Below are 14,716 nucleotides of genomic sequence, written 5' to 3'. Positions count from 1 at the left end.
TCAATTAACTACCCTCTGAAGCCGGCTGACGGCGCAGCCGTGCCTCGCATGATATTCACCGGCTTAACTTACTACATTACCTACACATGTGCAGGCGCCGTCTGTAACCCTTTGTGAAACCTAGACTACACGATGTTCATCCAGGTCAGGCAAGGTGTCCCATTGGAAAAAACTATGGGACACCTCGAAAACCGCCGGTCTGGCGCCTGTCACTCGCCGCGATAGCCCCATGCCAACAGGTATTGTTCGCGAGAACTGTCACGTGAAGAGTCCGGCTTGATCATCTGGACTTTGTCGAATTTCTGACGAGCGTCCTTCAAATAGGCATCGAACCCTTCGCCCTGGAAAATCTTGATCAGGAAATTGCCACCCGGCTTGAGTACCCGGGTCGCCAGATCAAGGGCCAGTTCACAAAGGAACATGGCTTTTGGCATATCCACGGCAGGCGTACCACTCATATTGGGGGCCATATCGGAAATCACAAGGTCCACATGTGAATTACCCACGGCTTCGAGGATTTGCGCCAGCACTTCATCCTGGGTGAAGTCTCCCTGGATGAAGGTCACATCGGGAATGCTGTCCATTTCCAGGATATCGGAGGCAATCAGGCGACCCTGGCCGCCGATCAACCGACTGGTGACCTGCGACCAGCCACCGGGCGCCGCGCCCAGGTCGATTACGCTCATGCCGGGGCGGATCAGCTTGTATTTCTCCTGGACTTCCAGAAGCTTGTAGCTCGCACGCGAGCGGTAACCATCCTTCTGCGCCTGCTTCACATAGGGATCGTTGACATGTCTTTTCAGCCAGCCAAGGCTTGTCTTGGAACGCGCCACTGGGCACCTCGATGATAAGGGTCGTGATTAACTGGGCGGATCCACGGGCCCTCGGGTAAAATGGCCGCCATTTTTACAGAATCAGACAAAGGGTCAGATTATGCCGCTCAATAACGAGCAGAAGAAACAGTACAAATCCATTGGTCACGACCTTAAGCCGGTCCTGATCGTGGCGGGCAATGGTTTGACCGAAGGTGTCCTCGCCGAACTCGAGCGCGCTCTGGTCGATCATGAACTGATCAAGGTCCAGGTCAAGCTCGAAGACCGCGAAGAACGCAAGGCCGTGATGGACGAGCTGAGCAAGGTCGGTCGCGCGGAACAGGTGCAGATCATCGGCAAGATGGTGCTGCTGTACCGCAGGAACCCGCAGCCGAACAAGCAACTGTCCAACATCCACCGCTACAAGTAACGGTGACTCCGGTCAGCGGCGCGGCTAACGCGCCCTGGTCGGGACTGGCTGGGCCGCCAGTACGATACCGCTGATCCCCAGGATCACGAAGCAGAACATCTGCCAGCGCTCCCCGGCGGAAATACCGTAGCGCAGGGTGTAGTAGCCGACGCAGGCGGTGAAACCCACCAGCAGCATCTGGCCACTGAAGGTCCGCCACCAGGCCGCCGCTCCCTGCAATCTCGCCAATACGGCCAGCTGGGTCAGCAGGCCGACAGCCGCCACGCCGATCAACCAGCGGTCGATCTGCACGGCAACGTCCTGCACCAGCAACGGAGCCAGGCCACTGACCTTGAGCGCCGGCACCAACCCCACGTGAAACACCCACAGACCGCCAACCCAGAAGACCTGGGCCAGCTGCCAGAAGATCCCTTCGAGGGTTGGCGCCCGCAGGCGCCGGTCAGATGTGCTTGACTTCGACAATCTCGTACTCGACCGTGCCACTTGGCGTCTTGACGACGACAGTGTCACCTTCTTCCTTGCCGATGATGGCACGGGCAATCGGCGCACCGGCCGAAAGCTTGCCCTTCTTGATGTCCGCCTCGTCCTCGCCAACGATCTGATAGGTCACCTGATCGCCGGTCTCGGTGTTCTCCAGATCCACGGTAGTACCGAAGATCACCTTGCCGGTGTGGGCAATGGTGGTCACATCGATCACCACCGAGTTCTGCAGACGGCCTTCGATATCGCGGATACGCGCCTCGACCATGCCTTGCTCCTCACGGGCGGCATGGTATTCGGCATTTTCCTTGAGGTCGCCCAGTTCGCGGGCTTCACCGATTGCCTGACTCAAGCGCGGACGCTCGGTCTTGCTGAGGAAAAGGTGCTCTTCCTCCAGGGCGCGAGCGCCCTGGACGGTCATCGGGTACTTGGTAATGCTCATGCTTTGAGTCCTGCATGCAGATCCTGCAAGCGGCGAACGGTCTTTTCCGGACCAAACTTCAGCGCTTCGCAGATGGCTTCACCGGCCGCAATGGTGGTGGTGCAGTAGATCTTGTGCTGCAACGCATTGCGACGAATCGAGTAGGAGTCAGCGATCGACTGGCGACCTTCGGTGGTGTTGATGATCAGCGACACTTCGTCGTTCTTGATCATGTCGACCACGTGCGGACGACCTTCGGTCACCTTGTTCACGCGACGCACTTTCAGGCCAGCCGCTTCGATGACCTTGGCGGTACCGACGGTGGCGACCACTTCGAAGCCCAGGGCGATCAGGTCACGGGCAACGCCAGCCACTTGCGGCTTGTCGTCGTCACGCACGCTGATGAACGCGGTACCGCCGGTCGGCAGCACTTCGCTGGCACCCATCTGGGCCTTGGCGAAGGCTTCACCGAAGCTGTCGCCGACACCCATGACTTCACCGGTGGATTTCATCTCAGGGCCGAGGATCGGGTCAACACCCGGGAACTTGGCGAACGGGAAGACGGCTTCCTTGACGCTGTAGAAGTTCGGGATGATTTCCTTGGTGAAGCCCAGCTCTTTCAAGGATTTGCCGGCCATGACACGGGCTGCGATCATCGCCAGGGAGGTGCCGATGCACTTGGAGACGAACGGCACGGTACGCGAGGCGCGCGGGTTGACTTCGATCACGTAGATCTTGTCGCCCTGCAGGGCCAGCTGCACGTTCATCAGGCCGACAACGCCCAGTTCCAGGGCCATTTTCTTGACCTGCTCGCGCACTTCGTCCTGCACGTGGGCTGGCAGCGAGTACGGTGGCAGCGAGCACGCCGAGTCACCGGAGTGAACACCGGCCTGTTCGATGTGCTGCATGATCGCGCCGATCACCACGTCGGTGCCGTCACAGACCGCATCCACGTCCATCTCGATGGCGCAGTTGAGGAAGTGGTCGAGCAGTACCGGGCTGTCGTTGGACACCTGGACCGCTTCACGCAGGTAACGCTTGAGCTCGTCCAGCTCGTAGACGATCTCCATGGCGCGGCCGCCCAGTACGTAGGACGGGCGAACCACCAGCGGGTAGCCGATGCTGCCGGCGGCGCGGATGGCTTCGTCTTCGCTGCGCACGGTAGCGTTTGGCGGCTGCAGCAGGTTCAGGCGCTGGACCATCTGCTGGAAGCGCTCGCGGTCTTCGGCGCGGTCGATGGCGTCAGGGCTGGTACCGATGATCGGCACGCCGGCCTCTTCGAGGGCGCGAGCCAGTTTCAGCGGGGTCTGGCCGCCGTAGTGGACGATCACGCCTTTTGGCTTCTCGACGCGCACCACTTCCAGTACGTCTTCCAGGGTCAGCGGCTCGAAGTACAGGCGATCGGAGGTGTCGTAGTCGGTGGAGACGGTTTCCGGGTTGCAGTTGACCATGATGGTCTCGTAACCGTCTTCACGCAGGGCCAGCGCCGCGTGCACGCAGCAGTAGTCGAACTCGATGCCCTGGCCGATACGGTTAGGACCGCCGCCCAAGATCATGATCTTGTCGCGGGTCGACGGGCTGGCCTCGCACTCTTCCTCGTAGGTGGAGTACAGGTAGGCGGTGTCGGTGGCGAACTCGGCCGCGCAGGTGTCGACGCGCTTGTAGACCGGGAAGATTTCCAGCTTGTGGCGGTGACGACGCAGGTTCTTGTCGGTGATGCCCAGCAGCTTGGCCAGACGCTGGTCGGAGAAGCCCTTGCGCTTGAGGCGCAGCATCAGGTCCTTGTCGATGGCCGACAGGGCCAGGGTCTTGACCTTCTCTTCTTCCTTGATCAGGTCTTCCATCTGCACCAGGAACCAGTGGTCGATACCGGTCAGGGCGTAGATCTCGTCGCAGGTCATGCCCGAGCGCATGGCGTCGGCCACGTACCAGATACGCTCGGCGCCCGGTACGGTCAGCTCGCGCTTGAGGATGCTGGCAGCGTCAGGGCTGGCCAGGTCGACTTTCGGGTCCAGGCCGCAGACACCGACTTCCAGGCCGCGCAGGGCTTTCTGCAGCGACTCCTGGAAGGTCCGGCCGATGGCCATGACTTCACCCACGGACTTCATCTGGGTGGTCAGGCGGGCGTCGGCTTTCGGGAATTTCTCGAAGGCGAAGCGTGGCAGCTTGGTGACGACGTAGTCGATCGACGGCTCAAAGGACGCCGGGGTACGGCCGCCGGTGATGTCGTTCTGCAGCTCGTCCAGGGTATAGCCGACAGCCAGCTTGGCGGCGATCTTGGCGATCGGGAAGCCAGTGGCTTTCGATGCCAGCGCCGAGGAACGGGAAACGCGCGGGTTCATCTCGATCACGACCATGCGGCCGGTGTTCGGGCAGATACCGAACTGCACGTTGGAACCGCCAGTCTCGACACCGATTTCACGCAGCACCGCCAGGGAGGCGTTGCGCATGATCTGGTATTCCTTGTCGGTCAGGGTCTGTGCCGGAGCAACAGTGATCGAGTCACCGGTGTGCACGCCCATCGGGTCGAAGTTCTCGATCGAGCAGACGATGATGCAGTTGTCCTTTTTGTCGCGGACCACTTCCATCTCGTACTCTTTCCAGCCGATCAGCGATTCGTCGATCAGCAGTTCCTTGGTCGGCGACAGGTCCAGACCACGGGCGCAGATTTCTTCGAATTCTTCACGGTTGTAGGCGATACCGCCACCGGTGCCGCCCATGGTGAAGGACGGACGGATGATGCACGGGAAGCCGAGCTTCTCGAGCACCGCATTGGCCTCTTCCATGCTGTGGGCGATACCGGAGCGCGGGCACTCCAGGCCGATGGCCTTCATGGCGGTGTCGAAGCGCGAACGGTCTTCGGCCTTGTCGATGGTGTCGGCGTTGGCACCGATCATTTCCACGCCGAACTTTTCCAGGACGCCTTCGCGCTCCAGGTCCAGGGCGCAGTTCAGGGCAGTCTGGCCACCCATGGTCGGCAGCAGCGCGTCAGGACGCTCTTTCTCGATGATCTTGGCCACCGATTGCCACTTGATCGGCTCGATGTAGGTGGCGTCGGCCATGGCCGGGTCGGTCATGATGGTGGCCGGGTTGGAGTTCACCAGGATGACGCGGAAACCTTCCTCGCGCAGGGCTTTGCACGCCTGGGCGCCGGAGTAGTCGAATTCGCAGGCCTGGCCGATCACGATCGGGCCAGCGCCGAGAATCAGGATGCTTTTAATGTCTGTACGTTTTGGCATGGGTATCACTCAATTCCGCAGGTCAGTCGGCAAGCCGCTTTGAACAATCGTGGGGGCGGCACCTGAACGCGGCTTGCACCGGTCCAGGGCCTTCTCGCCAGGTGCTCAGCGGCGCTTGGCCATGGCATCGATGAAACGGTCGAACAGGGGCGCGACGTCGGTCGGACCCGGGCTGGCTTCAGGGTGACCCTGGAAGCTGAACGCGCACTTGTCGGTGCGCTCGATGCCTTGCAGGGTACCGTCGAACAGCGACTTGTGGATGGCACGGACGTTGGTCGGAAGGCTTGCTTCATCAACCGCAAAACCGTGGTTCTGGCTGGTGATCATCACCACGCCGGTATCCAGGTCCTGGACCGGGTGGTTGGCACCGTGGTGACCGTTGGCCATCTTGACGGTCTTGGCACCGGAGGCCAGGGCGAGCAACTGGTGGCCCAGGCAGATACCGAAGACCGGGATCTCGGTTTCGAGGATGTCCTTGATCGCCTGGATCGCGTAGTCGCAAGGCTCCGGATCGCCAGGGCCGTTGGACAGGAACACGCCATCAGGGTTGAGTGCCAGGACTTCGCTGGCCGGGGTTTGCGCCGGCACCACGGTCAGGCGGCAGCCGCGGGCAACCAGCATGCGCAGGATGTTCAGCTTGACGCCGTAGTCGTAGGCAACCACGTGGTACGGCAGCTCGGCGGCGGCGATGGTCGCATGGCTGTCGGTCTTCAGTTCCCAGACGCTGGAGTTCCACTCGTAGCTGTTCTTGGTGCTGACGACTTTCGCCAGGTCCATGCCCTTCAGGCCCGGGAAACCACGAGCGGCGGCGATTGCAGCCTCTTCGCTGATGTTGTCGCCGGCCAGGATGCAACCGTTCTGCGCGCCCTTCTCACGCAGGATGCGCGTCAGGCGGCGGGTGTCGATACCGGCGATCGCGACCACGTTGTTGGCCTTGAGGTAGTCAGGCAGGGACTGCTTGTTACGCCAGTTGCTCGCGATCAGGGGCAGGTCGCGAATCACCAGGCCGGCCGACCAGACGCGGTCGGATTCGGCGTCTTCCGGGGTGGTGCCGGTGTTGCCGATGTGTGGGTACGTCAGGGTAACGATTTGCTGCGCATAGGAAGGGTCAGTCAGGATTTCCTGATAGCCGGTCATTGCGGTGTTGAACACCACCTCACCAACGGTCTGACCGTCGGCTCCAATGGCTTCACCGCGAAAAATGCTGCCATCGGCAAGGGCGAGTATGGCTGGCTTAGTCAAGAAGACCTCCCGTAAATCAAGCCTGAAGGGGCGATCGCAGGTTGCAAAAAAGCGGAATGACGTATAGACACGTCACCCCGCTTTCTTCGTCGAATTATCTGCGCGCTTTTAGTGGACACACTAAAGCTGTAGCTTACAGAAAAACGCTTTTTTGGTCTACCACTGATGTGCCTGAAAGGCGCAGGAATGCGACAGAGCGCATCGGGAGGCGGGAAATCATTGGCCACCCCACAAGGATCGACAATGAACCCTGTGGGAGCTGGCGAAGCCTGCGATGGGCCGCAAAGCGGCCCCATGCAGCAATCAACGCAGGTCGAGCACGTCCTGCATGTCGTACAGGCCAGGCTCGCGCCCGTCCAGCCACAGCGCGGCACGCACCGCCCCCTTGGCAAAGGTCATGCGGCTGGAGGCCTTGTGGGTGATCTCCAGGCGCTCACCTTCGGCAGCGAACAGCACAGTGTGGTCACCGACCACATCGCCGGCGCGCACAGTGGCGAAACCAATGGTCTGGCGATCACGTGCGCCGGTCTGGCCTTCACGACCATAGACCGCCACTTCCTGCAGGTTGCGACCCAGCGCATTGGCAACCACCTCGCCCATGCGCAGCGCGGTACCCGACGGCGCATCGACCTTATGCCGGTGGTGGGCCTCGATGATCTCGATGTCCACGTCATCGCCAAGCACCCGCGCCGCCATGTCCAGCAGCTTCAGGCTGAGGTTGACGCCAACGCTGAAGTTGGCGGCGAAGACGATCGGGATCTCCTTGCCCGCCTCGGCCAGCAGCTGCTTCTCTTCGACACTGAACCCCGTGGTACCGATGACCATGGCCTTGCCCGCCTTGCGGCAGAACGCCAGGTTCTTCAGGGTCACCGAAGGGTGGGTGAAGTCGATCAGCACGTCGAACTCGTCGACCACCTTGGCCAGATCGTCGGACAACAGCACACCGATCCGACCCAGCGCCGCCAGCTCACCCGCATCGGCACCCACCAGGGTGCTGTCCGGACGATCGACCGCGGCCGTCAGGCCTGCGCCCGGCGCTTGCTGCACCGCTTCGATCAGGGTCTTGCCCATGCGCCCTGCCGCGCCCATTACCGCTATACGTCGCATGCCCTATTCCTTCTTACAAGTCGCCGAAGAAGCGTTTCACACCCTCGAACCAGCCACTGGCCTTGGGCGAATGGGAACTGTCACCTTCCAGCGAGTCACGCAGTTCTTCGAGCAGCTCGCGCTGGCGACGGCTGAGGTTGACCGGGGTTTCGACCGCCACCCGGCACATCAGGTCACCGGCACCACCACCGCGAACCGGAGCCACGCCTTTGCCACGCAGACGGAACTGCTTGCCGGTCTGGGTGCCTTCCGGAATCTTCAGCTTGACCCGACCGTCGAGGGTCGGCACTTCCAGCTCGCCACCCAGGGCGGCATCGGTGTAGCTGATCGGCACTTCGCAGTAAAGATGCTTACCGTCGCGCTGGAAGATCGGGTGTTCGCGCACGTTGATCACAACGTACAGGTCACCGGTCGGCCCGCCGTGGGAGCCCGCCTCGCCTTCACCGGACAGGCGAATGCGATCACCGGTATCGACGCCGGCCGGCACCTTGACCGACAGGGTCTTGTACTCTTCGACACGGCCTTCGCCATGGCAGGAGCCGCACGGGTCGGTGATGATCTTGCCCTGGCCGTGGCAACGCGGGCAGGTCTGCTGGACCGAGAAGAAACCCTGCTGCATGCGCACCTGGCCGATACCGCCACAGGTCGGACAGGTCGATGGCGACGAGCCCTGCTTGGCACCGGAACCGTCGCACGGCTTGCAATTGACCAGCGTCGGCACACGGATATTGACCGTGGTGCCACGCACGGCTTCTTCCAGGTTCAGCTCCAGGGTGTAGCGCAGGTCACTGCCCCGCTGGGCACCGCCGCGCGAACCACCACGGCCACCGCCGAAGAAGTCGCTGAAGACATCACCGAAAATATCGGAGAAGTTCGCACCACCAAAGCCCGCACCACCGCCGCCCATGCTCGGGTCGACGCCGGCATGGCCGTACTGGTCGTAAGCCGCACGCTTGCTGGCATCGGAGAGAACTTCGTAAGCCTCGTTGGCTTCCTTGAATTTCTCTTCCGACTCTTTGTCATCAGGATTACGGTCCGGGTGATGCTTCATCGCCAGGCGACGATAAGCCTTTTTCAGGTCCGATTCACTGGAGCCGCGCTCAACTCCCAGAACTTCGTAATAGTCACGCTTTGCCATAAGTCTTTGCACTCTTGAGGACGTTCGGCAAACCTCTGCGCATATCGCGCGGTGCCGCCAGCACCTGCCTCACCCCCTCCAGGAAGCACGACAAATGCTGTAAAAATTCGGGTATTCCAGACACGCCAACGCGGGAGCAAGCCCCCGCGCGGCGACATCCTACCAGCCAACCACTAGAAAGCAGTCAACCGGCCGACAACCTGTAGCAATTACTTGTTGTCTTTGACTTCTTCGAACTCGGCGTCGACGACGTCGTCGTGCTTCGCTTCCTCGGCGTGCTGCTGGGCACCACCCTGAGGCTGCTCGGCCTGCTGCTCGGCGTACATTTTCTGGGCAACCGGAGCCGATACTTTCGACAGCTCTTCGACCTTGGCGTCGATGACAGCCTTGTCGTCGCCTTTTACAGCAGCTTCCAGCGCAACGACGGCAGCTTCGATCGCGGTCTTCTCTTCGGCAGTGACCTTGTCACCGGCGTCAGCGACCATCTTGCGAGTCGAGTGAACCAGTGCGTCACCCTGGTTACGGGCAGCGGCCAGTTCTTCGAACTTGCGATCTTCTTCCGAGTTCGCTTCGGCGTCGCGGATCATCTGTTGAATTTCTTCGTCAGACAGACCGGAGTTGGCCTTGATCACGATCGACTGGGTCTTGCCAGTGGCCTTGTCCTTGGCGCCTACGTGCAGGATGCCGTTGGCGTCGATGTCGAAGGTCACTTCGATTTGTGGCACGCCACGTGGTGCTGGCGGAATCTCGGCCAGGTCGAACTTGCCCAGGGACTTGTTCTGCGAAGCCTGCTTGCGCTCACCCTGCAGCACGTGAATGGTCACGGCGCTCTGGTTGTCATCGGCAGTCGAGAACACCTGCGACTTCTTGGTCGGAATGGTGGTGTTTTTCTCGATCAGCGCGGTCATCACGCCACCCATGGTTTCGATACCCAGGGTCAGCGGGCTGACGTCCAGCAGCAGTACGTCTTTCACGTCACCGGCCAGTACCGCACCCTGGATGGCTGCACCCATGGCAACGGCTTCGTCCGGGTTGACGTCCTTGCGTGCTTCCTTGCCGAAGAAGTCGGCAACGGCCTTCTGCACCATTGGCATACGGGTCTGGCCACCAACCAGGATCACGTCGTCGATCTTGCTGACGTCGATACCGGCGTCTTTCATGGCGATGCGGCATGGCTCGATGGTGCGCTGAACCAAGTCTTCGACCAGCGATTCCAGCTTGGCGCGGGAAATCTTCACGTTCAGGTGCTTGGGACCGGTGGCATCTGCAGTGATGTACGGCAGGTTGACGTCGGTCTGCTGGCTCGAGGACAGCTCGATCTTGGCCTTTTCAGCAGCTTCTTTCAGGCGCTGCATAGCCAGCGGGTCACCCTTGAGGTTCATGCCGCTTTCTTTCTTGAACTCGTCGACGAGGTAGTCGATCAGACGGATGTCGAAGTCTTCACCACCGAGGAAGGTGTCGCCGTTGGTGGCCAGTACTTCGAACTGGTGCTCGCCGTCGACTTCAGCGATCTCGATCACCGACACGTCGAAGGTACCGCCGCCCAGGTCGTAAACGATCACGGTGTGATCGCCCTTGGCCTTGTCCATGCCGTAGGCCAGCGCAGCTGCGGTTGGCTCGTTGATGATACGTTTTACGTCCAGACCTGCGATGCGACCGGCATCCTTGGTAGCCTGGCGCTGGCTGTCGTTGAAGTAGGCCGGAACGGTGATGACCGCTTCGGTGACTGGCTCGCCGAGGTAGTCTTCGGCGGTCTTCTTCATCTTTTTCAGGATCTCGGCGGAGATCTGTGGCGGCGCCATTTTCTGGCCGTTGACTTCGACCCAGGCGTCGCTATTGTCAGCCTTGACGATCTTGTACGGAACCATCTGGATGTCTTTCTGCACGACGTCTTCGTCGAAGCGACGGCCGATCAGACGCTTTACCGCGTACAGGGTGTTGTGCGGGTTGGTAACGGCCTGACGCTTGGCCGACTGGCCGACCAGGATCTCGCCATCGTTGGCGTACGCGATGATCGACGGCGTGGTACGCGCGCCTTCGGCGTTTTCGATGACCTTGACGTTGCCGTTTTCCAGGATCGAGACGCAGGAGTTGGTAGTCCCCAGGTCGATACCGATGATTTTGCCCATGTTAACTCTCCCGAAACTTGAATTTGGTTGCCGCAGCAGTGGTGGCTAACTGCGGTAATACTTGAATGCTTGACACCTAGATGGGGACGCCTGAAGCGATTTCAAGCCTGCTCGTCAATCGACGGCGAAACCGCTGCAGGTGCCTTGCTGACCACGACCATCGCCGGGCGCAGCAGGCGTCCGTTGAGCTGGTAGCCCTTCTGGAACACCTTGAGCACGCTGTTGGGCTCGACCTCGGCGCTTTCCTGCATGGCCATGGCCTGGTGGTGCTCGGCATTGAAGGGCTCGCCGTGCGGGTCGATGGCCTCGAGGTTGTAGCGCTTGAGGGTGTCGTGGAACATCTTCAGGGTCAGCTCGATGCCTTCGCGCATCGGGCGGATGCTTTCGTCGTCGGCACTGGACAGCTCCAGGCCACGCTCCAGGCTGTCGATGACCGGCAGCAGGTCACCGGCGAATTTTTCCAGGGCGAACTTGTGTGCCTTCTCGACATCCTGTTCCGCACGACGACGCACGTTCTGCAGGTCAGCCGCAGTGCGCAGGGATTGATCCTGGGCCGCCGCCAGCTGCTCTTCGAGCACCTGCACGCGGGCGCTCAGCTCTTGCGCGCCAGTGGCTTCGGCGTTCAGATTCTGTTCATCCAGCTGTTCGTCAGCCATAAAATCTCTCCTCTCGAATAATGTCAGCGAGGCGTACTCGCGCTTCTGCCGGCTATATGGGGTCGCAAAACCCAGGTTCAAGGGGTAGAGCGCGCGGCGTGCAGATTCGTTCATAACCCATCGCGATCAACACCCCACCCTGATAACCAAATCGAACTAAGCGCAGCCATTGTCAGCGGATTTGAAAACACTGTATAAATAACCAGACTTCACGCCTGGGAGCCGCCCCAATGCTGGTGCACCTGTCCGTACACAACTACGCCATCGTCGAACACCTGGACCTCGAACTCGCCCGCGGGATGAGCGTCATCACCGGTGAAACCGGGGCCGGCAAATCGATCATGCTCGACGCCCTGGGCCTGACCCTGGGCGATCGCGCCGACAGCGGCGTGGTGCGCCCGGGCGCCGACAAGGCCGACATCCTCGCCACCTTCGACCTCGCCGACATTCCCGAGGCCCGCGCCTGGCTGGCCGAGCGCGACCTGGACACCGACGGCCCGTGCATCCTGCGCCGGGTGATCACCGCCGAAGGCCGCAGCCGCGGCTACATCAACGGCACGCCCTGCCCGCTCGGCGACCTCAAGGCCGTTGGTGAACTGCTCATCGATATCCACAGTCAGCACGAGCACCAGTCGCTGCTGAAAACCGACACCCACCGCCGCCTGCTCGACGAGTACGCCGGCGCCACCGACCTGGCCCGCCAGGTCCAGCTCGCGGCCCAGCGCTGGCGCCAGACCCGCCAGGAGCTGGAAAGACTGTCCAATTCCGGTGATGAGCAGCGGGCGCAGCATCAGTTGCTCAGCTACCAGCTCGAAGAACTCGACAACCTCGGCCTGGGCGAAAACGAACTTGAACACCTGGAGCAGGAACACAAGAGCCTGACCAACGCCGAGGCCCTGTTCGGCATCTGCCGCCAGGTGATCGACCACTGCAGCGAAAGTGACTCGGGCAATGTGCTCAACGCCCTGACCGCCAGCCTCAACCGCCTGACCGCGGTGCAGAATGCGCCCAAGGCACTGGGCGAGGCCGCCAACATGATCGCCACCGCGCAGATCCAGGTCGAAGAAGCCGTGGGCGAACTCAACCGCTTCCTCGATCACTTCGACGCCGACCCCGCGCGCCTTCAGCAACTCGAAGAGCGCCTCGACAGCATCTATACCCTGGCCCGCAAGCATCGCGTCCACCCGACCGAACTGGCCAACCTGCAACAGCGCCTGATGGAAGAACTCGAAGGCCTCAACGCCAATGACGAGTCCATCGAGCGCCTCGGTGAAGAACTGGCCGCCTTTGCCCGTCATTACCAGGACAAGGCCGGCGAACTCAGCGCCCTGCGCCAGCAGGCCGCCAGCCAGCTGGCCGGCGCGGTCGAGCAGGAGATCCAGCGCCTGGGCATGCCGGGCGGGCGCTTCAGCATCGAGCTGCACCGCCATGAGGGCGACGACCTGTCACCCAACGGCCTGGAGCAGGTGGAGTTGCTGGTCAGCGCCAACCCGGGCCAGCCGCTCAAGGGCCTGGCCAAGGTCGCCTCCGGTGGCGAGCTGTCACGCATCAGCCTGGCGATCCAGGTCATCACCGCCCAGACCTCGCGCATTCCGACCCTGGTCTTCGACGAAGTGGACGTAGGCATCGGCGGCCCTACCGCCGAGATCGTCGGCCAATTGCTGCGCCGCCTGGGCGAGCGCGGACAGGTACTGACGGTCACGCACCTGCCCCAGGTGGCTGCACAAGGCCATCACCACCTGTTCGTGCACAAGGTGCGCAACAGCGACGCCACCCACACGGCCGTGGCGAACCTGGGCAAGCGCGAGCGGGTAGAAGAAGTGGCACGCATGCTGGGTGGCATCGACCTGACCAAGGAATCCCTGGCCCACGCCCGCAAGATGGTTGTCACCAGCAGGGCCTGATCCCACCCCTATAAAGCACAAAGGCGACCCCAGGGTCGCCTTTGATGCTGCGCAGCAAGAAACTGTTGCTTACTTTTTCTTGCGTACGTACAGGACCAGATTATGGTCAACCAGTTCGAAACCGTGCTGGGCAACGATTTCCTTCTGACGCTTCTCAATTTCCACGTCGAAGAACTCGATGACCTCACCGGAGTCCACGTTGACCATATGGTCGTGGTGGCCGCCGTCGGCCAGTTCGAACACGGCGTGACCGCCGTCGAAGTTGTGACGCACGACCAGGCCTGCGGCTTCGAACTGGGTCAGAACACGGTAGACCGTGGCCAGACCTACGTCCTCGCCTGCCTCCATCAGCGCCTTGTAGACATCCTCGGCACTCATGTGACGCTGCTCGGTAGAGTCGAGCATCTGTAGAATCTTGACTCGAGGCAGGGTCACCTTGAGACCGGCTTTGCGCAGTTCGCTATTTTCAACCATGGTCAGCTTTCTCGCCGATGCTGCTTCGCAGCTTCTCTGAATACGGGTATGATCGGGGTTTACGTTGTCCAGCCAAGATAGTGGAAGTCGCCCACCGATGCAAAACACCAAGCTCTTGCTAACCAGCCTCACGCTCGTGGGACTGCTCGCACTCGCCGGTTGCTCGTTTCCCGGGGTTTACAAAATTGACATCCAGCAGGGCAATGTCGTTACGCAAGATATGATAGACCAATTACGCCCTGGAATGACCCGTCGGCAAGTACGGTTTATCATGGGCAACCCGCTGATTCAGGATACCTTCCACACCAATCGCTGGGATTACCTGTACAGCCTGCAGCCTGGTGGTGGCCAGCGCCAGCAGGAGCGCATGAGCATTTTCTTCAACGACAACGACCAGCTGGTCAGCCTGTCCGGCGACTTCATGCCGGGCGTCAGCCGCGACCAGGAAATCCTCGGCGGCAGTGGCGATACCAGCGTCAGCCCGGCCCAGCCTGGCACTGCCGAAGCGGTCCAGCCCGTCGAACCCGCCCCGGAAAAGCCGGCCAAGCCAGGCTCCCTGGAAGACAAGATCCAGAAAGAAGTCGATACCATCGAAGCCATTCCGGTACCGACCCCTGCCCCGCTGGAAACCTCGCCGTAACACGCCGGCGACAGGCAAAGAAAAGCCCGGATACTCCGGGCTTT

13 protein-coding genes are annotated in these 14,716 nt (G+C 61.3%); 3 read left to right on the top strand and 10 right to left on the bottom strand.

Annotated features, from left to right (window positions below; translation table 11 throughout):
* Positions 1 to 209: 209 nt before the first annotated feature.
* On the bottom strand, positions 210 to 833 hold the full coding sequence (gene rlmE / locus ACIQUS_RS17525; RefSeq protein WP_403048883.1) for a 23S rRNA (uridine(2552)-2'-O)-methyltransferase RlmE: 624 nt from the start codon (positions 831 to 833) through the stop codon (positions 210 to 212).
* 100 nt (positions 834 to 933) lie between these two features.
* On the opposite strand from rlmE, the gene yhbY reads away from it, so the two are divergent.
* A complete protein-coding gene (yhbY, locus tag ACIQUS_RS17520; protein ID WP_403048880.1) occupies positions 934 to 1,242 on the top strand; it encodes a ribosome assembly RNA-binding protein YhbY in 309 nt (102 codons plus the stop codon).
* 24 nt (positions 1,243 to 1,266) lie between these two features.
* Here yhbY and ACIQUS_RS17515 read toward each other — a convergent pair whose 3' ends face one another.
* From ACIQUS_RS17515 to grpE, 8 genes are all read right to left on the bottom strand, one after another.
* Positions 1,267 to 1,704: an MFS transporter gene (locus ACIQUS_RS17515; protein ID WP_403048878.1), complete on the bottom strand. Its 438-nt coding sequence runs from the start codon at positions 1,702 to 1,704 to the stop codon at positions 1,267 to 1,269.
* A complete protein-coding gene (greA, locus tag ACIQUS_RS17510) occupies positions 1,682 to 2,164 on the bottom strand; it encodes a transcription elongation factor GreA (protein WP_217841715.1) in 483 nt (160 codons plus the stop codon). Before greA ends, ACIQUS_RS17515 begins: the two co-directional genes overlap by 23 nt.
* On the bottom strand, positions 2,161 to 5,382 hold the full coding sequence (carB, locus tag ACIQUS_RS17505; RefSeq protein WP_403048873.1) for a carbamoyl-phosphate synthase large subunit: 3,222 nt from the start codon (positions 5,380 to 5,382) through the stop codon (positions 2,161 to 2,163). The genes greA and carB overlap by 4 nt, the downstream gene beginning before the upstream one ends.
* A gap of 105 nt (positions 5,383 to 5,487) precedes the next feature.
* The gene (gene carA, locus ACIQUS_RS17500; RefSeq protein WP_403048870.1) at positions 5,488 to 6,624 is read right to left on the bottom strand and encodes a glutamine-hydrolyzing carbamoyl-phosphate synthase small subunit; all 1,137 of its coding nucleotides are present in this window, start codon (positions 6,622 to 6,624) and stop codon (positions 5,488 to 5,490) included.
* Positions 6,625 to 6,927: 303 nt separating this feature from the next.
* On the bottom strand, positions 6,928 to 7,731 hold the full coding sequence (gene dapB / locus ACIQUS_RS17495) for a 4-hydroxy-tetrahydrodipicolinate reductase (RefSeq protein ID WP_403048867.1): 804 nt from the start codon (positions 7,729 to 7,731) through the stop codon (positions 6,928 to 6,930).
* Between the two features lie 13 nt (positions 7,732 to 7,744).
* Positions 7,745 to 8,869 carry a molecular chaperone DnaJ gene (gene dnaJ, locus ACIQUS_RS17490; protein ID WP_403048864.1) on the bottom strand — a complete coding sequence of 375 codons (1,125 nt, stop codon included), beginning with the start codon at positions 8,867 to 8,869 and terminating at the stop codon, positions 7,745 to 7,747.
* A gap of 209 nt (positions 8,870 to 9,078) precedes the next feature.
* Complete coding sequence (gene dnaK / locus ACIQUS_RS17485; RefSeq protein ID WP_403048861.1) at positions 9,079 to 10,998, bottom strand: molecular chaperone DnaK; 1,920 nt, start codon at positions 10,996 to 10,998, stop codon at positions 9,079 to 9,081.
* Between the two features lie 101 nt (positions 10,999 to 11,099).
* Entirely contained in the window at positions 11,100 to 11,654 is a 555-nt protein-coding gene (gene grpE, locus ACIQUS_RS17480; protein ID WP_403048858.1) for a nucleotide exchange factor GrpE, read from the bottom strand.
* A 230-nt stretch (positions 11,655 to 11,884) separates the two neighbouring features.
* On the opposite strand from grpE, the gene recN reads away from it, so the two are divergent.
* Positions 11,885 to 13,558, top strand: coding sequence for a DNA repair protein RecN (gene recN, locus ACIQUS_RS17475; protein WP_403048855.1), 1,674 nt, complete (start codon positions 11,885 to 11,887; stop codon positions 13,556 to 13,558).
* Positions 13,559 to 13,627: 69 nt separating this feature from the next.
* Here the strand turns inward: recN and fur are convergent, their stop codons facing one another.
* Positions 13,628 to 14,032: a ferric iron uptake transcriptional regulator gene (gene fur, locus ACIQUS_RS17470; protein WP_285861957.1), complete on the bottom strand. Its 405-nt coding sequence runs from the start codon at positions 14,030 to 14,032 to the stop codon at positions 13,628 to 13,630.
* 97 nt (positions 14,033 to 14,129) lie between these two features.
* On the opposite strand from fur, the gene ACIQUS_RS17465 reads away from it, so the two are divergent.
* Positions 14,130 to 14,672, top strand: a complete 543-nt coding sequence (locus ACIQUS_RS17465; protein ID WP_403048851.1) for an outer membrane protein assembly factor BamE — start codon at positions 14,130 to 14,132, stop codon at positions 14,670 to 14,672.
* Positions 14,673 to 14,716 lie beyond the last annotated feature (44 nt).

This window comes from Pseudomonas sp. NPDC090755 (assembly GCF_044769005.1).
GTDB lineage: Bacteria > Pseudomonadota > Gammaproteobacteria > Pseudomonadales > Pseudomonadaceae > Aquipseudomonas.
Note: the sequence above shows the minus strand (reverse complement) of the source record. Positions and strands in the feature narration are given on the sequence as shown.